The 22,184-nt window shown below is 69.2% G+C and carries 19 protein-coding genes and 1 pseudogene; 5 read left to right on the top strand and 15 right to left on the bottom strand.

Features of this window, described 5'->3' with window-relative positions; translation table 11 throughout:
• Positions 1-91: 91 nt before the first annotated feature.
• Both A5784_RS37015 and A5784_RS37020 read right to left on the bottom strand, forming a co-directional pair.
• Positions 92-2,047 (bottom strand): primary-amine oxidase, encoded by a 1,956-nt coding sequence (locus tag A5784_RS37015; protein WP_064949877.1) that lies wholly within the window; start codon positions 2,045-2,047, stop codon positions 92-94.
• 32 nt (positions 2,048-2,079) lie between these two features.
• Positions 2,080-3,573 carry a carboxylesterase/lipase family protein gene (locus A5784_RS37020; RefSeq protein ID WP_064949878.1) on the bottom strand — a complete coding sequence of 498 codons (1,494 nt, stop codon included), beginning with the start codon at positions 3,571-3,573 and terminating at the stop codon, positions 2,080-2,082.
• A gap of 78 nt (positions 3,574-3,651) precedes the next feature.
• Here A5784_RS37020 and A5784_RS37025 point away from each other — a divergent pair, with 78 nt between their 5' ends.
• Positions 3,652-4,350, top strand: a complete 699-nt coding sequence (locus tag A5784_RS37025; protein ID WP_064949835.1) for a hypothetical protein — start codon at positions 3,652-3,654, stop codon at positions 4,348-4,350.
• Here the strand turns inward: A5784_RS37025 and A5784_RS37030 are convergent.
• Positions 4,347-4,676, bottom strand: coding sequence for a hypothetical protein (locus tag A5784_RS37030; RefSeq protein ID WP_197514999.1), 330 nt, complete (start codon positions 4,674-4,676; stop codon positions 4,347-4,349). The genes A5784_RS37025 and A5784_RS37030 overlap by 4 nt on opposite strands.
• Before the next feature lie 137 nt (positions 4,677-4,813).
• Here A5784_RS37030 and rbpA point away from each other — a divergent pair, with 137 nt between their 5' ends.
• Positions 4,814-5,152, top strand: coding sequence for an RNA polymerase-binding protein RbpA (gene rbpA, locus A5784_RS37035; protein WP_026356597.1), 339 nt, complete (start codon positions 4,814-4,816; stop codon positions 5,150-5,152).
• Between the two features lie 72 nt (positions 5,153-5,224).
• Here rbpA and A5784_RS37040 read toward each other — a convergent pair.
• From A5784_RS37040 to A5784_RS37100, 12 genes and pseudogenes are all read right to left on the bottom strand, one after another.
• Positions 5,225-5,947 (bottom strand): annotated as a pseudogene (locus A5784_RS37040) (polyprenol monophosphomannose synthase); the annotation flags it as partial.
• A 56-nt stretch (positions 5,948-6,003) separates the two neighbouring features.
• Positions 6,004-7,872, bottom strand: coding sequence for an apolipoprotein N-acyltransferase (gene lnt / locus A5784_RS37045; RefSeq protein WP_156750982.1), 1,869 nt, complete (start codon positions 7,870-7,872; stop codon positions 6,004-6,006).
• Positions 7,865-9,457 carry an amidohydrolase gene (locus A5784_RS37050; protein WP_064949838.1) on the bottom strand — a complete coding sequence of 531 codons (1,593 nt, stop codon included), beginning with the start codon at positions 9,455-9,457 and terminating at the stop codon, positions 7,865-7,867. The genes lnt and A5784_RS37050 overlap by 8 nt, the downstream gene beginning before the upstream one ends.
• Before the next feature lie 19 nt (positions 9,458-9,476).
• Positions 9,477-9,968, bottom strand: a complete 492-nt coding sequence (locus tag A5784_RS37055) for an FxsA family protein (protein WP_064949839.1) — start codon at positions 9,966-9,968, stop codon at positions 9,477-9,479.
• Between the two features lie 46 nt (positions 9,969-10,014).
• Positions 10,015-10,401 (bottom strand): PPOX class F420-dependent oxidoreductase, encoded by a 387-nt coding sequence (locus A5784_RS37060; RefSeq protein WP_064949840.1) that lies wholly within the window; start codon positions 10,399-10,401, stop codon positions 10,015-10,017.
• Entirely contained in the window at positions 10,388-10,792 is a 405-nt protein-coding gene (locus A5784_RS37065) for a PPOX class F420-dependent oxidoreductase (RefSeq protein ID WP_062830474.1), read from the bottom strand. Before A5784_RS37065 ends, A5784_RS37060 begins: the two co-directional genes overlap by 14 nt.
• Positions 10,793-10,812: 20 nt before the next feature.
• On the bottom strand, positions 10,813-14,475 hold the full coding sequence (gene cobN, locus A5784_RS37070; protein ID WP_064949841.1) for a cobaltochelatase subunit CobN: 3,663 nt from the start codon (positions 14,473-14,475) through the stop codon (positions 10,813-10,815).
• A gap of 273 nt (positions 14,476-14,748) precedes the next feature.
• Entirely contained in the window at positions 14,749-15,219 is a 471-nt protein-coding gene (locus A5784_RS37080) for a hypothetical protein (RefSeq protein ID WP_232006401.1), read from the bottom strand.
• A 1-nt stretch (position 15,220) separates the two neighbouring features.
• Positions 15,221-16,471 (bottom strand): DUF58 domain-containing protein, encoded by a 1,251-nt coding sequence (locus A5784_RS37085; protein ID WP_232006405.1) that lies wholly within the window; start codon positions 16,469-16,471, stop codon positions 15,221-15,223.
• Positions 16,468-17,442 carry an AAA family ATPase gene (locus A5784_RS37090; protein WP_064949844.1) on the bottom strand — a complete coding sequence of 325 codons (975 nt, stop codon included), beginning with the start codon at positions 17,440-17,442 and terminating at the stop codon, positions 16,468-16,470. The genes A5784_RS37085 and A5784_RS37090 overlap by 4 nt, the downstream gene beginning before the upstream one ends.
• Positions 17,439-17,930: a hypothetical protein gene (locus tag A5784_RS37095; RefSeq protein ID WP_064949845.1), complete on the bottom strand. Its 492-nt coding sequence runs from the start codon at positions 17,928-17,930 to the stop codon at positions 17,439-17,441. Before A5784_RS37095 ends, A5784_RS37090 begins: the two co-directional genes overlap by 4 nt.
• The gene (locus A5784_RS37100) at positions 17,927-18,859 is read right to left on the bottom strand and encodes a DUF4129 domain-containing protein (RefSeq protein ID WP_064949881.1); all 933 of its coding nucleotides are present in this window, start codon (positions 18,857-18,859) and stop codon (positions 17,927-17,929) included. The genes A5784_RS37095 and A5784_RS37100 overlap by 4 nt, the downstream gene beginning before the upstream one ends.
• Before the next feature lie 63 nt (positions 18,860-18,922).
• On the opposite strand from A5784_RS37100, the gene cobG reads away from it, so the two are divergent.
• Genes cobG through A5784_RS37115 form a run of 3 tightly spaced genes read left to right on the top strand, consistent with a single transcriptional unit; the run spans position 18,923 to position 22,161 of the window.
• The gene (gene cobG / locus A5784_RS37105; protein WP_064949882.1) at positions 18,923-20,041 is read left to right on the top strand and encodes a precorrin-3B synthase; all 1,119 of its coding nucleotides are present in this window, start codon (positions 18,923-18,925) and stop codon (positions 20,039-20,041) included.
• A 9-nt stretch (positions 20,042-20,050) separates the two neighbouring features.
• Positions 20,051-20,677 (top strand): precorrin-8X methylmutase, encoded by a 627-nt coding sequence (locus A5784_RS37110; RefSeq protein WP_064949846.1) that lies wholly within the window; start codon positions 20,051-20,053, stop codon positions 20,675-20,677.
• Positions 20,674-22,161 carry a precorrin-2 C(20)-methyltransferase gene (locus A5784_RS37115; RefSeq protein WP_064949847.1) on the top strand — a complete coding sequence of 496 codons (1,488 nt, stop codon included), beginning with the start codon at positions 20,674-20,676 and terminating at the stop codon, positions 22,159-22,161. Before A5784_RS37110 ends, A5784_RS37115 begins: the two co-directional genes overlap by 4 nt.
• The last annotated feature ends 23 nt before the right edge of the window (positions 22,162-22,184 follow it).

Raw genomic sequence — 22,184 nt, forward strand, 5'->3', positions numbered from 1 at the left:
CCCTTCAAAAACAGCAGGAGGACGTCGCCGTAACTCCCATCAACACGCGCCATAGCTCACTTACTACGCACGCTCGGCGAAACAAACGGGGCTAGTGGTGGGCGGCCTTGGCGTCGGTGTGCTCGCAGGCGGCCGGTGGGGTCGGCGGAACGTCGAGCGACGGGTTGCGGTCGAAGAAGCCGTAGGGCTTGAGCCAGAACGACACGATGTCCACCGGCATGATCGGCCAGTCCTCGGGGCGGGTGATGTGGTGGATGCCGAAGACGTACCACAGCACCACATCCGTGTTCTCGATCGACCGGTTACCCTTCGTCCACTCCGCGATCCCGGTGTCGGCCGCCGACTGGTTGACGAATTCGCCTGCCGGCCAACGCTCCTCGGGACTGTTCGGGGTCACCCACAGGGTGTGCCCGATGATGGTCGCGCGCTGGAAGACTGGTGACGCCGGGTCGAACATGGCCGGGAATGCCCCGGTGGGAACGAGTTTGTAGGACGGATGGGTGCCCAGGCCGTTGGTGACGTTGGTGTTCACCACCTTCCAGGCCCGCTGCGTGGCGAAGTTGGTGTCCTGCTTGCCCTCCTCCTCGGTGCGCAGCGGCTGGTTGCGGGTCACCAGCGACAGTCCGAGCGGGTTGTCCGGGCCCATCGGTTCGGCGTACGACTCGGTCATGTACACCGTGTTGTCGCTGCCGTCGATGTCGAGATCCAGTCGGGCGATGAGGAAGTGCTGGTGGTACGGCGCATAGGTGCGCTCGTCGACCAGGGTGCCGTTGGGATGCGGCTGGCCGGGGGCCACCGGCGTGGTCACCATGATTCCCGTGGCCCGGACCTCGCACTCGATGTTGCCGTCCTGGTAGAACCGCCAGTACACCAGGTATTCGTAGTTGGCGACCGTGACGTGTGACGACACCGTGAGCCTGCGCATACGGCGCACTTCGGCGCCTGCGTCGTGGTCGACGTGCTTCCACAGCACGGCGTTGTCTTCCTCGTGGATGCACACGGCGTTCTTGATGGTGTAGGGCTCGCCCTTGCTGTTGTGCAACACCGCATCGAGGTAGCGGATCTCCCCGAGGCAGTCGCAACCCAATTCCAGCGACGTGGTCATGAAACCAAGGCCCCACTCGCCGATGTCGAACGCGGTGCGCCGGTAGTGGTCCACCGACGGGTCGCGGTACGGCACCACCATCTCCGCGAACGACATCCGGTGCGCCACCGACCGTTCCGTATCGCCGTCGCGGTAGCGCACGGTGTGCAGGGTCATTCCCTCGCGGTGGTTGAAACCCACCCGCAACGACCAGTTCTGCCACTTGAGCAGATTGCCGTCGAGCGTGAACGACGGCCCCTCCGGCTGCGTGATGTTCAGCGGCTTCAACGGCTCGCGCGTGGACGCCGCACGAATGCGCTCGGGGATGTGCCGGGGCACGTATTCGCCCATCACAGCGGGCTTTTCGCTGCTGCCGTCGTCCTCGATGCGCAGCAACTCCATGGTGTTGAGGTCGATCACGCAGTGCAGGCCGCTGACCGGATGTGCGTAGGGATTGGCCCCTTCCGTTTCCTTGTACCAGGTGTCCGACCAGCCGATGCGGCGGTCGCGGTACTCCGGCGGGGCCACGGCGTCGCCGTAGGTCCAGGTGTCCATGAACACGTTGTCCATGTTGGTGATACCCCGCTTGGCCAGTGCCGCGATCACGTCGGGGTGGTTACGCAATGCCTGGTCGCACTCGGTGAACTCGTCGACGGTGAAGTTGGCCTGCACCCCTGGGACATGGTCGAACGACTCGACCTTGTCGCCCGTCAGCGAGACCGCCGACTTGTAGGTCGCGTTCTCGGCCCGGTTCAGGCAGATCACCACGGCACGTCGCGGTGGCGTCGGCCCGCCATTGTCGAACGCCGCCAACTCTGCTTTCGACGGCTCGATGAGCTCCACGGATGCGATGCGCCAGCCGTCGCCCACACCATGTTCACGCCGCAATATCGCTGCCGCCGCGGTGAACTCGTCAGCGGACAGCGGATCCAGGGGGTAACTCACGCGACCACGGAACCACATTCGGCACCATGTGCGCAGCGGATCGCGCAGACTCAGCGGCCCGCCAGCGAAAAGCCTTCCCACGCCTGACGTCGTTCTGCGGCAGGGTCGAACTCGACACGAGACATCCGGTCGAATACCAATACCGCACGCTTGTCGGCAACGTAGGTCGGCCACCCATCCCCCGGGACCCCCGACCGCGAGAAGGCACGCCACCGCGACTGCACGTCCCGGCACACTCTGCGGGCCGACCGCTGGTCGGCCACCGCCGTCAGCACCGAGCCGTATGTCGTTCGGTACGTGTCGAATACAGCCAGCAGTTCCATCGCGTGCGTGGCCCCGAAGCCCGTCCAGCGCAGCGTTCGCGGGGCGTAGTCGTAGCGGTACACGTACGTGGGTGCATGCCGGCTGTGCGCCTCGGCGATCTGCCAGGTGGCCGACCCGAAGGCGAAGTCACCACCGAGCTGTATACAGGCCGCGTCGCTGGGATAGTGCGGGTACGCGGCCAGGATGCGGTCTCGGTGTTGCGGCTCGGCGCTGGCAAACAACTTCTCGATCATCGGCTCGTTGGTGGGCAGCAGCGGCAGGAACCGGGTGAACAACCGGCCTTCCTCGGCGTTGTTGCCGACGATCAACGGCAGCCGGTGCGCGGTGCCGTCGGCCATGGCCTCCACCGGATCGGCGGGCAGGTATTCGGTACCGCTGGTCGGGCCGACCGGAAACGCGCCGGGCATGTCCGTCATGCCCCGGGAGATCAGCCGCTCCAACGCCTTTCCCAGCGCCGCCGGCCGGGCCGCGTGGATGGCGGCGGCGCCGCCGATCAGTTCCGCGAACTGCTCGGCGAGCCGGGCCGCTCCGGTGGCGGTGCTGACCATCCCACTGGCCGGGCTTTCCGAGATCGCCTGCGCGAACAGATCCTTGGCCGCAGGAACCGCCAACAGGGTGGCGACGGCCTGCGCGCCTGCGCTCTCCCCGAAGATCGTCACGTTGTGCGGATCGCCACCGAACGCCGCGATGTTGTCGCGGACCCACTGCAGTGCCAGCACCAGATCACGCAGGAACAGGTTGTCCTCAAACGGGTGTTCGCGCGTGGACAGCGCCGACAGGTCCATGCAGCCGAGCACCCCGAGCCGGTAGTTGACCGACACGTACACGCAGCCGCGCCGGGCCAGGGCCGCCCCGTCGTAGAGCGGCGTGGCCGAACTGCCCATGATGTAGCCGCCGCCGTGCACGAAGAACATCACCGGCAGAGGGTCGGGGTGCGGGTTTTCAGGTGCGACGACGTTGAGCGTCAGGCAGTCCTCGCTCATCGCCTGATATTTGCCAACTCCGAGCATGGTGTAGCGGCGCTGCTGCGGCGCGCAGTTGCCGAACTCGTGGCAATAGCGCACGCCGGGCCACGGTTCGGCGGGCTGCGGGGCACGAAACCGCAGCGGACCCACGGGCGGCCTGGCGTACGGGATCGAACGCCACCGGTGCACCCCGTCACGGGTGAAACCTTCCACGATGCCGGTCCTGATCGTTGCCCGGACGGTCCGTTCGTGCATGAGCCCGACGGTAGCGAACATCACCGCTGCGCGCCGCGCCTGGGCGGCAGACGCACCGGGTACCGCTAGCCTGACGGGATGCGGATTGCTGTGATCATCGCGGCGTCTGCGCTGCTGGCAGCGTGCTCGACCGGGGGCGGCGGGGAGAGTACGCCGACGTCGCAGGACCGATTGTCGGTGCCGACCAGCTCAGCGCAGCCGTCCAGCGCCAAACCGACGCCGACGACGACAACCCCGCCGGTGCCGACCGCGGCGCCACCCGCCGGTACCCCGATGTCCCAGGTGATTCGGTGGGTCGAGGCGGGGCCGCAGGCGGATCCGGCCGGATTCCACACCGCCACGCGTGGCGGTGAGACCACGAACCTCGGTGACGATGTCGCGTTCGTCACGACGGCGGGCAAGTGTGCGACCGACAAGCTGGTCAACGGGCAGCTGGCCTGTCTGGTCAAGACCGACGGCCTGCCCGCCAAGCCGTCGGACGTGGAGGGCGAGTGGATCGCGGGATGGGTGGACTTCACGGGGCCGACGCTGGAAGTCGGCTCGCTGCACGGTGACCCTGGCCGGTTCACCTACGGCGACGGGGCCAAGTTGCCCACCGGTGGATCGATCGCGTTCGGCGACTACCGCTGCCGCGCCGACAACACCGCTCTGGTCTGCGTCGACTACGCACACCAGTCTGGGATGCGGGTGAGCCAAGCGGGTGTGGAACCGCTCGGCTGCCTGAAGCCGACACCTCCGGCGGTCGGCATCGGCCGACAGTTCAGCTGCCCGACCTAACGCCAGCCGTCGGCCGCCTTGGCGGCCACCATCAGCGCGTCGCACAGCTGCCGCAGTTCGTCGGTGGCGGCTCCCTCGTCGACCGCGGTGGCCAGGTCCTCGGCCGCGCACCGGACCTGGTACACGCGGTCGGACAGTTGGGCGGCCTCCTCGGCGGTGAGCACCACCGAATCCGGCGCCAGGGAGGTGCCCTTCACCAGCGCACGCTGTTCGTAGGCCCGCTGGCGGCAAGACTGTCGGCAGTACTGACGCCGCCGCCCCATCCCGGCATCGGCTACCTCACGTCCGCACCACCGGCACGGCTGCGGACGATGACGTCGGGCGATTCCGGTGGCCATGGCTCCCGACTGTAGACGGCCGCCTCTTGTGATCGGGGTATCATCGACGGTTGAGTCGGGAACCTGGCAACGCCATCAAGCGTTGATACATCCGGATAATTTCGCGTGAACGAGGAGTGTTGACGATGGCTGATCGTGTCCTGAGAGGCAGTCGGCTCGGAGCCGTGAGCTACGAGACTGACCGCAACCATGATCTGGCGCCGCGTCAGGTCGCGCGCTACCGCACCGACAACGGCGAAGAGTTCGACGTGCCGTTTGCCGACGATGCAGAGATCCCCGGCACCTGGCTGTGCCGTAACGGTATGGAGGGCACCCTCATCGAGGGTGACGTGCCTGAACCCAAGAAGGTCAAGCCGCCCCGCACCCACTGGGACATGCTGCTGGAGCGCCGTTCGGTCGAGGAGCTCGAAGAACTGCTCAAGGAACGTCTCGACCTGATCAAGACCAAGCGTCGCGGCAGCTGACACCGCTGACAAGTGAGCGAGGGTGCGCTTCGGTGCACCCTCGCTACTTTTTTGTCAGCTCGATGCTCCGCGGGCACGGTCCAGGCGGCCCTTGAGGCCCCACTCGGCGACCTTGAACATCGCCTCGCGGATGTTGGATCCGCTCATCTTCGAGACGCCAAGCTCACGTTCGGTGAAGGTGATGGGCACCTCGACGACGCTGAAGCCGTTGTTGATGGCCCGCCACGTCAGGTCGATCTGGAAGCAGTAGCCCTTGGAATCCACCGCGGAGAGATCGATCTTCTCCAGCACTTCGCGCCGGTAGGCGCGGTATCCGGCGGTGATGTCGTGGATGCCCACGCCCAGCAGGAAGCGTGAATAGGTGTTGGCGGTCTTGGACAGCACCAGCCGGCGGCGCGGCCAGTTGCGCACCGTGCCACCGGTGACGTAGCGCGAGCCGATGGCCAGGTCGGCACCCGCGTCGACGGCGTCGAGCAGCCGGTAGAGCTCCTCGGGCGCGTGGCTGCCGTCGGCATCCATCTCCACGAGCACCGAGTAGCCCCGGCCCAGGCCCCACGCGAATCCGGCGAGATACGCCGCGCCCAGGCCGGCCTTGCTGGTGCGGTGCATGACATGCACGCGGTCCGGATCGGCCAGGGCCAGCTCATCGGCCAGCTCTCCGGTGCCGTCGGGGCTGCCGTCGTCGACGATCAGCACGTGCACGTCTGGCCGGGCGCGGTGGACCCGCCCGACGATCAACGGCAGGTTCTCCCGCTCGTTGTAGGTGGGGATGATGACCAAGGTGCGCCGGCTGGGGGTGGCATCGTCCTGGCCAGGGGTCTCCCCCGAGCTCGCTCCGTCACCGGGGACTGTCATGTGACTCCTTCATCGTCGCCGGCGTTCGCCTTCCGGCGCCGGAACATTCTTGGCACGAACCCGCCATTTTGCCGTATCCCGATGACCGCCGCCGCAACAGCGGCCCCGAAACCGGCCACGACCAGCACCGCTTGCACGGCGGGACCCCACCGGGTGGCTGCTGTCAGGTCGGACTTGAGGCGGATCTGGCTGTCCAGATACGCCGGCTGGAACCATTCGGTGCGGGCCAGCTCACGCCCGTCGGGCGCGATCACAGCGCTGATGCCGGTGGTGCCCGCGACCACCACGTAGCGGTCGTGTTCGACGGCCCGCAGCTTGGCGAACGCCAGCTGCTGGGAGCTCATGGTCGCGTCGAACGTGGCGTTGTTGGTCGGCACCGCCAGCACCTGAGCCCCGTTGAGGACCGATTCGCGGGCTGCCCGGTCGAAGATCACCTCCCAGCACGTGGTGACCCCGATGGGTACGCCCGCGGCGTGCACGACACCGTCGCCGGTACCCGGGACGAAATAGCCGGCGCGATCGGCGTACGACGACAGGTGCCGGAAGAAACCGCGCCACGGCAGATATTCGCCGAACGGTTGCACGATCTGCTTGTCGTGGCGTTCACCGGGACCGGTGGCCGGGTCCCACACGATCACGGTGTTGTTGGCGACAGGGTTGTCCGGCGTGTAGCCGTCGGCTTTGACGACGCCGCCGACGAGGATCGGCGCCTTGATCGCGTCGGCCGCTGCGCTGATCTGCGCGGCGGCGTCGGCGTTGGCCAGCGGGTCGATGTCAGAGGAATTCTCCGGCCAGATGACGAACATCGGCTGCGCGGCCCGGCCTGCCCGGACGTCGTCGGCCAGCTCCCCGGTCTCGTGAACGTGGTTGTCGAGCACCGCACGCCGTTGCGCGTTGAACTCCAGGCCCAGCCGGGGAACATTGCCCTGCACCGCGGCGACTGTCACGGATGGTTCGTCGGCGACGCCGACAGCGGAATGCCGCACCTGCGGCCACAACACCGCGGTGCCCAACAGCACCACGGACACACACACGCCGGGGAGCACGACCGCCGGGGGCGGCACGCCGGGCTTGTGGCCGTGGTGCCACCACTGGACGATCTCGCACGCCACCAGGGTCAGGCTGAATGCGGCCAAAGCGACAGCGAACGACACCAGCGGGGCCCCGCCCACCCGCGCGATGGGCAACAGCGGGCCGTTCGACTGCCCGAACCCGACCACGCCCCACGGGAATCCGCCGAACGGCACGGTCGACTTGAGCCATTCCGCGGCGACCCACACCGCAGCGAGCCACACCGGCCAGCCCGGCAACTGCCGGACCATGACGGCCAACACCCCGAACACGCCGCAGAACACCGCCTGCAGCGCCGCGAGTGCCAGCCACGGCACGGGACCGACCAAGCCGCTGATCCATGGCAGCAGCGGAATATAGAACGCCAGCCCGAACAAGAATCCGTAGCCGAAACCACCGGCGCGGGTGGTGGACGGCAGCGTCAGTACCCAGCCCAGCAGCGCCAGCCCCGCGAACGCCGTTGCCCACCAGCCCACGGGCGGGAAACTCGCCCACAGCAACAGTCCGCCTCCGACGGTGGCACCGAGCTGCGCCCAGCGGTCGAAGGTGGCGCGGCCGAACCGGCGCCCCCACGCGGTCAGCGCGGCGAGGCGGTCCGGCGGTGGCGTGGGCGAGTCGGTGCCCGCGTCGGAATCGTCGATCTCGACGTTTTCGTCGAGCCCGGGACCGTCTTCGTCGTCGTCTTCGAAATCGCTCTCGAGGTCGTCATCCTCGTCGGCGACCGCCGGGAGCACCTCGGTGACGTCGTGTGGCCGGGCACGCAACCGTTCGAACCGATGGCGTTCGCTAGCCATGGATGACGACACCCCGATGAACGGTTTGTCGGCACCTCGGCAGCTCGGCTCCGGCAGCCAGCCGCGGCAGCGCGGGCACCCGCGACCGCGGATCGGTGGACCAGCGCTGCACGGCGTTCGTCGGGGCGCTGACCTCCAAATTGTCGGCATCCCAGATCGCATAGCTGGCCACCGCGCCCGGGACCAGGGTGCCGGTGACGCCGTCGCGCACCCCGCCGGCCCGCCAGCCGCCACGGGTGGCCGCGGCGAACGCGGCGCGCGGGGACACTGCGCTGCCCGGGGTGCGGTGTTCGACGGCCGCGCGCACGGTCTGCCAGGGGTTCATGCTGGTGACCGGGGTGTCGGAGCCGAACGCGAGGGGCACGCCTTCGGATGCTAACAGCGCAAACGGGTTGAGCCGATGGACTCGGTCAGGCCCGAGGCGCTGAGCGTACATACCGTCCTCGCCGCCCCACAGCGCGTCGAAGTTGGGCTGCATGCTGGCGATGACGCCCCACGATCCGAGCTGGGCGGCCTGGGCCGGGCTGACCATCTCCAGATGTTCCAGCCGATGCCCGCAGCGCGCGACCGCAGGTGCCCCGAACGCGTCGACGACGGTCGCCAGCGCGTCGACGACGGCGGTGACGGCGGCGTCACCGATGACGTGGAATCCGGCGGTGATGCCCGCCTCGGTGCATGCGCGCAGGTGCGAGGCGATGGTGTCGGCGTCCAGGTAGGAGTTGCCGCAGGTGTCGGGTGCATCGGCGTACGGCTCGTGCAGTCGCGCGGTGCGTGATCCGAGGGCGCCGTCGATGAACAGGTCACCCGCCAGCCCGCGGACGCCGGTCTCGTTGATCAGCGTTCTGGCCTGGGCGGCGTCGGTGACGGCTTCGCCCCAGTACCCGACGATCTCGACGCCGTGGTCGAGTCGGCGCAGGTCCAGCCAATCGTCGAGGCCGCCGATCTCGGGGCCGGCGCATTCGTGAACGGCGGCGATACCGTGGCCGGCGGCGTGGTCGAGGGCCGCGAGCCGGGCGGCGTGCCGCTGGGCGGGCGTGAGGCGCTCGCGGGCCGCGGCGCGGACCAGATGGTGGGCGTCAGCGCTGAGCGGGCGTTGCGGATCGAATCCCGCCGCGTCGGCCAGCCCGGGCACCAGGGCGCGCAACGCGCTGCTGGCGGCTGCCGAATGCACGTCGACCCGGGCCAGGTAAGCGGGGCGGCCGCCCAGCACGGCGTCCAGGTCCGCAGTGGTCGGCGGGGTCCGTTCGGGCCAGCCCGACTCGTCCCAGCCGTGGCCCCACACCGGGCCCTCCGGGTGCCGGCGCGCATGCTCGCCGAGCAGCCGCAGACACTCGGCCAGTGAGGTGGCCGGGCGCAGGTCCAGACCGTCGAGGTTGAGCCCCGTGGCGGTGAGATGGACGTGACTGTCGACGAACGCCGGAGCGACGAACCCGCCGTCGAGGTCGACGACGCGGGCGTCGGGGAATTGCAGCCGGCCGACGTCGTTGCTGCCGAGCCATGCGATGACGCCGTCGCGCACGGCGAAGGCGGTGGCGTCGGGATGGGCTGGACTATGGATCCGCCCGTTGATCAGGAGTGTGGTCAAAGGCTGGTGGGGTGTGGGGCTAGGCCGTGGGAGGCAGACGGTGCGGTTCGGGTTGGAAGTCGGTGACGTCACCGTCGATGACTTCGCCGTCAATGTAGTCGCCACGACCGCGGTAGGAGGCGGCGGCACCGGTGGGCCACGTGAAGCCGGGTGCCCCGACTGTGACGATCGGTATCCGCTTGGCCGCCATCGCCGTCAGCGCCGGACGTGCCGCAGCCCTTGTCGGCGGTAACAGCAACAGCACTCCCAGCACCGAGCTCGCCAGGCCGGGAATCACCACCAGCACGGTGCCCAGCGCGACCAGCAGGCTGTCGGCGGGTGCGGACGCGTCGGTGAACCCGGAGCGCAACCGGCGGAGCTGCCGGTTCAGCTGCGAACCCGCCAGCGCCAACCCCACGACGAAGGTGGCCACCAGCAACAGCACGGTCCAGCCGAAGCCGATGGTGGCCACGAGGGCGATGATCACCGCCATCTCGACCAGTGCGTAGATGCCGAACAGCCGCTTTGCCATGTCTGTTCAACGTATCGAGGCGCCGACGGGTTCCGTCCCGCCGGAATCAGGCAGGCGCGGCCTGTACCTCGATCGCGGCGTGCACCTTGTCGATACCGCCGCGCAGCAGTGCCTGCGGAATGAAGTACCACGCGTGGTTCCAGTACCGCGTGATGATCTTGTCGAACACGCGGCGCGTATCGGACTTCGGCAACATCCGGGCAACCGCCTCGACGGGTTCACCCTTGACCTTGCCGAGCACACCGCACTTCTGAATGGTCACGCGCGGCGTGTTCTTGATGCGCCGGGTCTTCCAGGAGCCGTCGTCGGTGATGATCAGCAGCTTGTCGCCGTCGGGCACGCCCCACACCGGCGTCGGTTTGGGCTTGCCGTCCTTGGTGAATGTGGTCAGAAGCAGGTATTTCTCGCGGTATACGTCATCAAAGCTGGGCATCGTCGGTCTGATTCACCGCTTTCAGCTCGATCGAAACGTTGTTCTTCATGCCCCCGCGCAGCTTCGAGAAGACGTTGAATGCCTTGCCGATCAACCCGTAGCGCTTCCCGATCGCGTCGTAGGTGGCGCCGTTGTGGGTCTTGTCCAGGATCCGGGCCGTCGCCTCGACCGCCTCGCTCTTGGGGTTGCCCCGGGCGTCGCACGCGGCGAGGGTGACCCGCGGGGTATTGCGGATGCGCTTGACCTTCCAGGACTTCTCCTGGGTGATCACCAGCAGCCGGTCTCCGACGGGTGCGGCCCAGATGGGGGTCGGCTTGGGCCTGCCGTCCTTGGTGAACGTAGTCAGCAAGATGTACTGCGCCTTGGCAACATCGGCGAACGTCACGGACATGCGCCCAATGTAGCCGGGGCTCAGCCTTCCAGCTCGCCCTCGGTTTCGAGCAGCACCTGCCGCAATCCGTCGAGGGTCGCCTGCTCGGGCTTTTCCCACATCCCGCGGCCCGCGGCCTCCAGCAGTCGCTCGGCGATGCCGTGCAGCGCCCACGGGTTGGATTCGGCCATGAACTTGCGGTTCTCGTCGTCGAGCACGTACTCGGCGGACAGCCGCTCGTACATCCAGTCAGCCATGACGTGCGCGGTGGCGTCGTAGCCGAACAGGTAGTCGACCGTGGCGGCCATCTCGAACGCACCCTTGTAGCCGTGCCTGCGCATCGCGGTGATCCAGCGAGGGTTGACCACGCGGGCCCGGAACACCCGCGTGGTCTCCTCGTTGAGGGTGCGGGTGCGCACGGCGTCGGGCCGGGTGTTGTCGCCGATGTAGGCGGCGGGAGCGCTGCCGGTCAGCGCGCGCACCGTGGCCACCATGCCGCCGTGGTACTGGAAGTAGTCGTCGGAATCGGCGATGTCGTGTTCGCGGGTGTCGGTGTTCTTGGCTGCCACGGCGATACGCCGGTACGCCCGGTTCATGTCGTCCGCGGCGGGCCTGCCGTCCAGATCGCGGCCGTAGGCGAATCCGCCCCAGGCCGTGTAGACCTCGGCGAGGTCCGCGTCGTCGCGCCAGTTGCGGCTGTCGATCAGCTGCAGCAGGCCCGCGCCGTATGTTCCCGGCTTGGAGCCGAAAATCCGTGTGGTGGCGCGCCTTTGGTCACCGTGCTGGGCCAGGTCGGCTTGCGCGTGGGCGCGCACATAGTTGTCCTGCGCGGGTTCGTCGAGACCGGCGACCAGCGCGACGGCATCGTCGAGCATGGTGACCACGTGCGGGAAGGCGTCCCGGAAGAAGCCGGAGATGCGGACCGTGACGTCGATGCGGGGCCTGCCCAGTTCGGTCAGGGCCATCGGCTCCAGGCTCACCACGCGGCGGGATGCGTCGTCCCATACCGGCCGAACACCCAGCAGCGCAAGCACTTCGGCGATGTCGTCACCGGCGGTACGCATGGCCGAGGTGCCCCACACCGACAATCCCACCGAGGCCGGCCAGCGGCCATGGTCCTCGTGGTAGCGGGCCAGCAACGAATCCGCCATCGCCACACCGGTTTCCCAGGCCAGCCGGGACGGCACCGCCTTGGGATCGACCGAGTAGAAGTTGCGTCCGGTGGGCAGCACGTTGACCAGCCCACGCAGCGGCGAGCCCGACGGCCCGGATTCGATGAACCCGCCGGACAGGGCCCGCAGTATCTGGTCGACCTCATTGGCCGTGGCGGCCAGTCGCGGCACCACTTCGGTTGCGGCGAACCGCAGGATGGCAGCCACGTCGGCGTTGTCGGTCCCGGTGTCCACCGCTTCGGCACATATGCGGTCCACCGCTTCGGCACATATGCGGTCCACCGCAGAAGCGTCCCACCCGTTCGCCTGCAGCGCCCCGACCAGTTCCCGGGCCTTGGCCTCGGCGGTATCGACGGCGGTCCGCTCGTCGCTGCCGTCCTCGACGAGGCCGAGGGCCTGCCGAAGGCCGGGCACGGTCTGCTCACCGCCGAAGAGTTGGCGGGCCCGCAGGATGGCCAGCACCAGGTCGAGTTCGCCTTCGCCCGTGGGTTTTTCGCCGAGGATGTGCAGGCCGTCGCGAATCTGCACGTCCTTGATCTCGCACAGCCAGCCGTCGACGTGCAGCAGCATGTCGTCGAAGCTGTCCTCGTCGGGGCGGTCCGCCAGGCCCAGGTCGTGGTCCATCTTGGCAGCCCGCATCAGCGTCCAGATCTGTTGGCGGATGGCCGGGAGCTTGCCGGGGTCGAGCGCGGAGATCGTGGCGTGCTCGTCGAGCAGTTGTTCCAGACGCGCGATGTCGCCGTAGCTTTCCGCGCGGGCCATCGGCGGGATCAGATGGTCGACGAGGGTGGCGTGGGCCCGGCGTTTGGCCTGGGTGCCCTCCCCCGGATCGTTGACGAGGAACGGGTAGATCAGCGGCAGATCGCCGAGCGCGGCGTCGGTGCCGCAGGCCGCACTCATGCCGAGGGTCTTGCCGGGCAGCCACTCCAGGTTGCCGTGCTTGCCCAGGTGCACCACCACATCGGCGTTGAACGAACCCGGGAACGCCGAGTCCAGCCATCGGTATGCGGCCAGGTAGTGGTGACTGGGCGGCAGGTCGGGGTCGTGGTAGATCGCCACGGGGTTCTCGCCGAAGCCGCGCGGGGGCTGCACCATGAGTACGACGTTGCCGGATTGCATTGCCGCGACGACGATCTCACCTTCGGGGTCACGGCTGCGGTCGACGAACAGCTCCCCCGGCGGCGGACCCCAGTGCTCGACCACCGCGTCGGCCAGTTCCGCGGGCAAGGTGGCGAACCACTCCCGATAGTCCTTGGCGGGCACGCGGATCGGGTTGCCGGCCAACTGCCCGTCGGTGAGCCAGTCGGGGTCCTGCCCGCCGCGTTCGATCAGCGCGTGCATCAGGGCGTCCCCATCGCCGGAGGCCACACCGGGGATCCCGTCGACGTCTCCGAGGTCATAGCCGGCCGCGCGCATGGCTCGCAGCAGCGCCACCGCGCTGGCCGGGGTGTCCAGGCCGACCGCGTTGCCGATCCGTGCGTGTTTGGTCGGGTAGGCCGAAAACACCAGGGCGACGCGCTTTTCCGCAGCCGGGATGGCGCGTAGTCGGGCGTGCCGCACAGCGAGTCCTGCCACCCGGGCGCAGCGCTCGGGGTCGGCCACATACGAGATCAGGCCCTCGTCGTCGATCTCCTTGAACGAGAACGGCACCGTGATGATGCGACCGTCGAATTCGGGCACCGCGACCTGGCTGGCCACATCCAACGGCGACAGCCCGTCGTCGTTGGCGGACCACTGCTCACGTGAGCTGGTCAGGCACAGCCCCTGCAGGATCGGAATGTTAAGCGCGGCAAGGTGAGCCACGCTCCAGGAATCGTCGGCCCCGCCCGCCCCGACCGTTGCGGGCGTTGCTCCGCCTGCGGCCAGCACCGTCGTGATCAGGGCGTCGGCCGTGCCGAGCAGCTCGAGCAACTCGGGTTCGGCGGTGCGCAGCGAGGCGCAGAACACCGGAAGCGGCCTGCCGCCAGCGTTTTCGATGGCCGCGCACAGTGCGTCGACATAGCCGGTATTGCCCGCGAGTTGTTGTGCGCGGTAGTGGAGCACCGCGATGGTCGGCCCGTCACCCGGGCAGGTCGGCCGGTCCAGCCGGCCCCAACTGGGCGTCGTGACGGGCGGGGCGAAGCCGAACCCGGTCATCAGCAGGGTGTCGCACAGGAACGCGTGCAGGTTTCCCAAGTTCTCCGTGCCGCCCTGGGCCAGGTACACGTGGGTCTGCAGCGCAACGCCCTGCGGCACCGACGAATGCCCCATCAGTTCGGCGTCCGGGGATTGCTCGCCGCTGACCACGACGGTCGGTACGCCGCTGGCCACGACCGCGTCGATGCCGTCCTGCCAGGCCCGGTAGCCGCCGAGAATCCGCACGACCGCAACCGACACCCCGGCGAGCAAGTCGTCGAGCTCGCCGGGGACCAGCCGCGACGGGTTGGCCCAGCGGTACCCCGCCCCGCTGGCGCGGGCCGCGATCAGGTCCGTGTCGGACGTCGACAGCAGCAGGACGGTGGGATTCGGGGTGAGCTCAGCGGCGGACGGCACCCGTCATTCGTACCGCACCGGGCCGCTGGAATCAGGGGCGGGTTTCGCCGAACCGGTTGTGCCAGGACTGGCGGTAGGGGCGGCCGGCCGCGGCGACGAGCACCAGGACGAGCGCTGCGAATGCGCCAAATGCAAACATGGTCGTTCCTCTCGTGTAGCTGGCAGTTATCCCGATACCGGCGGTATCGGATTCGCGATCGACCGTACGTCCGATCGGGGCGAAAATCCCCAACATGTAAGGGAGCGAACAGCATTCCCGACCAGTGACGCCCGTCACATCCGACGCTCGGCGCCCCATGCCGACTCATGCACGAACGGACGCACCACCAGCACGTAGAGCACCGCGACCGCGACCGGAACCAGCAGCGGCAGCCAACGCACGCTCAACGGCACCATCGCCACGGCGAGCACGACGACGCCGAACCCGACCGCGCACGCCATGCTCGGCGCGGTCGTCGTCACCACACCCGGCGTCTCGACGGCATACCGGATCACCAGGTAGGCGGTCGCCGACAGGCCCGCCAGCGCGGCGTACGCCGGCGCCGGGTCACTCAGGGCCAGCGCGGTCGCAGCCGCCAGCACTGCGGCGCTGCTCACCGGTCTCACGATCAGTCCTGCCAGCACCCCGACGGCGGCCAGGGCCGCGGCCACCAAGGTCGGACCGTCGGCCGGTACAGCGACCGCCGCGGCCATCAACAGCCCGAAGACCGTCGAGAAAGTGCGCGGGGCCGGTTGCGCTGACACCTCAGGACCGCCTCAGTCGGGTTCGGCGCCGGTCGGGCACCAGTCGCATCGCGTCGGCGAGGGCACCGTCGCCCGACCAGTGCACGACGTCGATGCCGATGGTGCTCATGTCCCGGTACATCGCCGACCGCTGCAGTGCCCACATCCGGCCCGCGAGGGGATCCAGATCATCGCCGAACGGCGCACCTTCTAGGACGTCGACCGCGAGCACGGCGTGCCCCCGCTTGCTCAGCTCGATCAACGCCAGCGCGAATTCGGTGCTCAGCAGCGTGGAGAAGGCCACGACGACGGCGCCCGGCGGCACGGCTGCGCGCGGGGCCAGGGTGCCGGTGAGGGTCTCGAATCCGTCGCCCGCGCCCAGGACCACGTCGAGGACGCGGTAGAACTGCCGCCTGCCGATGTCGACGCCGAGCCAGCGCGGCCGGTAACCGCCCAGCGCCACGATGCCCGCCCGGTCGCCGTTGCGCAGCGCGGTCTGCACCACCTGGGCTGCGCCGCGCGCGGTGCGCTCGGTTGCCTGGGTGGCCGGTCCGGGGGCCTGGGCGTGGGTGTCGATCAGCACGACGACGTCTGCGCCGCGGTCGGTCAACCGTTCGGTGACGTGCAACCGGCCGCGACGTGCGCTCACCGGCCAGTTGACCGTCCGCAGCTGATCCCCCGGAACATAAGGCCGCACGTCGGCGTACTCGACTCCGGGACCGGTATGCCGCGTCAGGTGCACGCCGAGGCGGTCGGGCAACTCGGTGCGCGGCAGCGGCGTCGGCTGCGGCGCGGCCCGCGGGAAAACGTATATCTCGCAGGCATCGACCGTGTCGACGCCGACCAGCAGGCCCCCCGGAGCGGTCGCCTCGACGGTGGCGCGCACCGGATAACGGCCCCACCGGGGCGCGCTGCCGCGCACCGTGCGCCGCTCACGCGTGGCCCCTTCGACGGTGGTCAGCTCCATCCCGGCGGTCGGCGTGACCGTCAGCGCGGCGGGTGCTCCCGTCACCGCCACCGACACCTGCGCCTGCTCCGACTCGAAGCACCGCACCACGGCGGGTTCACCGGACACCCGGATCGCGCCCACCGACCGCTGCCAGCGCACCGAGCACAGAACCCCGATCATCGGCGCCGCGAAAACCAGTAGCTGCCAACGTGATCCGATCACGGCCACGGCCAACACGGCCGCCACCACGGTGAGCAGCGACTTGGCCAGCGGCGCAGCCCGCCACCGCAGCTGCGCATCGACAGCGGTGTCGGACACGGTCAGCTCGGCTCGTGACCGGCGCGGGGCACCGGCAGCCTGCGCAGCAGCTCGGTCATCACGTCCGCACCGTGGATGCTGCGCACCCACATCTCCGGGCGCAGGCTGATCCGATGTGACATGGCAGCAACCGCAAGCGTTTTCACGTCCTCGGGAATCACGTAGTCGCGGCCGAGCAACAGTGACCTGGCGCGGGCCAGCTGCACCAGGTCCAGCTCGGCGCGCGGACTGGCCCCCACCGCGACCTGCGGGTGATGCCGAGTGGCGGCGGCCAGGGCCACGACGTAGTGCAGCACATCGTCGTGCACGGTGACCTGCTCCACCGCCTCGCGCATCGCGAGAAACTGCGGCCCGTCGATGATCTGGTTGACGACGTGCTCGGCCGAGCCGCGCTCGAGGCGACGGCGCAGCATGTGCAGCTCATCCTGTTCGGAGAGGTAGTTCAGTTCGAGTCGGACAGCGAAGCGGTCGAGCTGCGCCTCCGGTAACGGATAGGTGCCCTCGTACTCGATCGGATTGTCGGTTGCCAGCACGATGAACGGCGCAGGCAGCCGATGGGTGTGGCCATCGATGCTGACCTGCCCCTCGGCCATCGCCTCCAGCAGTGCGGCCTGGGTCTTGGGTGGGGTGCGGTTGATCTCGTCGGCCAGCAGCAGATTTGTGAAGATCGGCCCCTGCCGGAATTCGAAACTGCCCGACTGCATGTCGTAGACCGTCGACCCCAGCAGATCGGCGGGCAACAAGTCGGGTGTGAACTGCACGCGCGTGAATTCCAACCCGAGCGCCGCCGCGAAAGACCGGGCGATCAGTGTCTTGCCGAGCCCGGGCAGGTCTTCGATCAGGACGTGCCCGCGGGCGAGCAGCGTGGTGAGGATGAGCGTGAGCGCGGCCCGCTTCCCGACCACCACCCGTTCGATCTCGTCGAGCACCCCCTGCGCGGTGGCCGCTGCCGACGACAGCGCGGACACTCCGGTCATAACCGCTCCAATCGTCGCAGGATCTCGTCGAGCACCGCTCGGCCCGGCCCCGGTTGCTCGGCAGCCGCTCCGGTGCCGATGACATTGTCGGGATCGACCCATTGCCACAGCTCGGGGCCGAACAGCATGCGGCCCGTGGCGACGAACGCCGTCGGATCCGCAGCCTGCCGATGACCGGTGGCGGCCGCGAATTCCCTTGCCAGCCGGGGCCGCAGGTGCCGATCCCACTGCAACCGCGTCGAGTCGGCCCGCTGGATCAGCAGGTCCGTCTGAGATCTCCACTGCGCCAACAGTTCTGCGGCATCGTCGACGGCATGATCGGACTCTTCGGGATCTGTGTCGTCGCGCAGCGACCATCGGAGGGTCACCAACAGCGCCGCTACCGCCGCGCCGGCACCCCAGGCCACCACCCGGCGGTCAGGCGCGATCACCGCGACCATCTCTACCAGCACCACCAGCAGCAGCCCGGCAACCGCGGTCTTCTTCATGCCAGGCTCCGCAGTTCGGCCAACACCCGATGCAACGCCTGGATCGCTGCCTCGCGGTGAGCCTCGTTCATCACATGCGGGCTGAACCTCGCCTCGGTGAAGAGCTCGACGAGTTCGGTTGCGCTGTCGGCGGACAACGCGTGATGCTGCACAGCGCGCTCCAGTACCTCCGAGGGAGTGTCGGAGGCCAGCGGCACCGCGCCGGGTGCGTGCGCCAGTGCGCGCTCCATCGCGACGTAGCAGGCGATGATGGCGGCGCGCGGGTCCCGGCTCAGGTCGCCGATTTCTTCCAGGCCGAGTTCGGCTGCGCGGGCGAGCCTTTCGGGCCCGCGCGGCGCATGCCGTGGCGCCGTCGGCATTCCGTCCTGCGGAACAGACGGTGGCTGCCCGGCTCGGCGGGCCTGCCTGGCGATGCCGAACCCCACGATCAGGAGCAGGACCACGGTGGCCCCGGCGAGGTAGCCGAAGGCACTCGGCGCCGATCCGGTGGGATCCGGCGGCCGGTTGGGAACCGAGCTGGGCGGCGCCGGTGTCTGCGTGGCAGGCCCGGGCACCGGCAGCACGGGCGTCGCGGTCAGCCGTGTGATCAGGACAAGGACGAGCAAACATGCCGCGACCAGGGCGATTGCGAGCAACACCCAGCGCCACCGCAGCTGGACCCGCAGGCCGCGCAGTTCGAGCCGGCCGATGCCGTCACCCGACCCGGCGTCGGCGGGCTTGCGTGGCGCGGTGAACACCGCGAAGGCGAATCCGGCCAGGGCCACCGCGAGCAGGACGACGAGAGCGACGAAACTGGCCGGCGAATCCGACGATGGCGGAGCCTGAGCGCGCGTCACGCCGGGCAGGTGACCCCGCACGGCCACGACAGCGACCACCAGGAGCACGAGCACTGTGGCCGTGCGCCGCGTCGTCCTGTCGATATCCGGCATCGCCTGCACAATCGTCGCACGAATTCAGGACGCGGCCAGCGAGTTCCTAGAATGGAGCCGGACATGACCCGAACCCGAGACGACGATGCCTGCCCCGGCGCACTGACTGTGCACCGGGCCGCCGACGGCGCCCTAGCGCGGATCCGGCTGGCCGGCGGCATGATCAGCCCCGTACAGCTCGCCACCCTTGCCGAGGTGGCCGATGAGTTCGGCTCCCCCGCAATGGAACTCACGTCGCGCGGCAACGTACAGCTGCGCGCCATCACCGACACGGATGCGGTGGCCGCGGCATTGACCGACGCTGGCCTGCTGCCCTCGCCCTCCCACGAGCGCGTCCGCAACATCGTCGCGTCCCCGTTGTCGGGGCGCTGCGGCGGGTTGGCCGACGTGCGGGGGCTGGTCGGCGAACTGGACCGGGCCATCCAAGCGCATCCGGTGCTCGCCGAACTGCCTGGCCGGTTCTGGTTCAGCCTCGACGACGGCACCGGCGACGTGTCCGGGCTGGCCGCCGACGTCGGCGCCCATATGCTCGACGCGAATACCGCGGCCCTGCTGCTGTCCGGTACCGATACGGGTGTGCGGATGACGGTCGCGGACGTGGTGCCGACCCTCGTCGAGACGGCGGCACGATTCGGCGCGATCCGCGGAACCCGCTGGCGGGTAAGCGAACTCGACGACACCGCACCGCTGCTGGCCGGACGTGCGCTCAGCGCTGACGCCGGGACGCAGTGGCCGCCGACGATCCGGCCCCCGGTCGGTTGGCTCGAGCAGCGCGACGGTCGGATCACCCTCGGCGCGGGTGTGCCGCTCGGTGTCCTACAGGCCCGCACGGCACAGTTCCTGGCCGCGATCGAGGCGCCGCTGGTGATCACGCCGTGGCGGTCGGTTCTGGTGTGCGACCTCGATGAGGGTGTGGCGGACGTGTCGCTGCGGGTGCTGGCGCCGATGGGGCTGATCTTCGACGAGAATTCCCCGTGGCTGGACGTCAGTTCCTGCACCGGCAGCCCGGGATGCGCCAACTCACTGGCCGATGTGCGGGCCGACGCCGCCGACGCGGTCACCACCCCGGCGAGCGCCCACCGGCATTTCGTCGGGTGCGAGCGCGCCTGCGGCAGCCCCCCGGTCGGTGAGGTGCTGGTGGCGGGCGAGGACGGCTACCACCTCCGAATCACGCACCCGTAGGGTGAGCCCGTGCTCGACTACATCCGCGACGCTGCGGAGATCTACCGGCAGTCGTTCGCGACGATCCGCGACGAGGCCGATCTGGACCGTTTTCCCGCCGACGTCTCGCGGGTCGTGGTCCGGCTGATCCACACCTGCGGCCAGGTCGACGTCGCCGACCACGTCGCGTTCAGCGCCGACGTGGTCACCAGGGCACATGCCGCGCTAGCCGCGGGTGCGCCGGTGCTGTGCGATTCGTCCATGGTGGCGGCGGGCATCACCCGCCCGCGGCTCCCCGCCGACAACGAGGTGGTGTCGCTGGTCGCCGATCCGCGCGCCCCCGAACTGGCGACCCGGTTGGGCAGCACGCGCTCCGCGGCCGCCGTCGACCTGTGGGCCGACCGCCTCGGCGGCTCGGTGGTGGCGATCGGCAATGCCCCGACGGCCCTGTTCCGGCTGCTCGAACTGCTCGACGAGGGCGCTCCGGTTCCCGCCGCGGTGCTCGGCGGTCCGGTCGGTTTCGTCGGGTCCGCGCAGTCCAAGGAGGAACTGATCGAGCGCCCGCGCGGTATGTCCTATCTGGTGGTGACCGGTCGGCGCGGCGGTAGCGCGATGGCCGCCGCGGCTGTCAATGCGATTGCGAGCGAACGCGAATGACAACCAGGGGAACGCTCTATGGCATCGGCCTTGGCCCGGGTGATCCAGAACTGGTGACGGTCAAGGCCGCTCGCCTGATCGGCGAGGCCGACGTCGTCGCCTATCACAGCGCCCGGCACGGTCACAGCATCGCCAGGGGCATCGCCGAGCGGTATCTGCGGGCAGGCCAGATCGAGGAGCACCTAGTGTACCCGGTGACCACCGAGACCACCGAGCATCCCGGCGGGTACGCGGGCGCGATGGAGGACTTCTACGCCGAATCCGCCGAGCGCATCGCGGCGCACCTGGAGGCCGGCCGCAACGTCGCCCTGCTGGCCGAGGGCGATCCCCTCTTCTACAGCTCGTACATGCACATGCACACCCGGCTCACCGAGCGGTTCGACGCCGTCATCGTGCCCGGTGTGACATCGGTCAGCGCGGCCTCGGCCGCCACCGGCACACCGCTGGTGCAGGGCGACGAGGTGCTCACCATCTTGCCCGGCACGCTGCCCGCCGACGAGCTCAAGCGCAGGCTGTCCGACACCGACGCCGCGGTGATCCTCAAACTCGGCCGGTCGTATACCGCTGTGCGCGAAGCTCTTTCATCGACAGGCCGGCTCGACGAGGCGTACTACGTGGAACGGGCCAGCACCGATCGCCAGCGGGTGGCACCCGCCGCCGACATCGACCCCGGCAAGGTGCCGTACTTCTCGCTGGCGATGATCCCCGGCGGAGGTCGCGTCGCGACCCCGGCGACGGGCAGTGTCGTGGTGATCGGGCTCGGGCCGGGCGACGCAGACTGGATGACGCCGCAGAGCCGACGCGAGCTGGCTGCGGCGACCGACTTGATCGGGTACTTCCCGTACCTGGAACGGGTCGGCGTTCGCGCCGGGCAGCGCCACCACCCCAGCGACAACACCGACGAACCCGCCCGCGCCGAACTGGCGTGCAGCCTGGCTCAACAGGGCCGCACCGTGGCAGTGGTCTCGTCCGGGGATCCCGGGGTGTTCGCGATGGCCACCGCGGTGCTCGAAGAGGCCAAGCAGTGGCCCGGCGTCGAGGTTCGCGTCATCCCCGCCATGACCGCCGCCCAGGCCGTCGCCAGCCGGGCCGGCGCGCCACTCGGCCACGACTACGCCGTGATCTCGCTGTCCGACCGGCTCAAGCCGTGGGACGTGATCGCTTCTCGGTTGACCGCGGCGGCCAAGGCCGATCTGGTGCTCGCCATCTACAACCCGGCGTCCAAGACACGAACCTGGCAGGTCGGCGCGATGCGCGATCTGTTGTTGGAGCACCGCGATCCGAACACGCCGGTGATCATCGGGCGGGCGGTGTCCGGCGCGCAGCCCGGTAGCGGTGAAAGTGTCCGCGTGGTGCGGCTGGCCGACCTCGACCCCGCTGAGGTCGACATGCGGTGCCTGCTGATCATCGGCTCGTCGCAGACGCAGTGGTACACCGATCAGGATCAGGACCGGGTCTTCACCCCGCGGCGCTACCCGAGCTGATCGGCGGGCACCGCTAGGGTCGC

Origin of the sequence: Mycobacterium sp. 852013-50091_SCH5140682 (assembly GCF_001665685.1) — a bacterium.
Lineage (GTDB): Bacteria > Actinomycetota > Actinomycetes > Mycobacteriales > Mycobacteriaceae > Mycobacterium.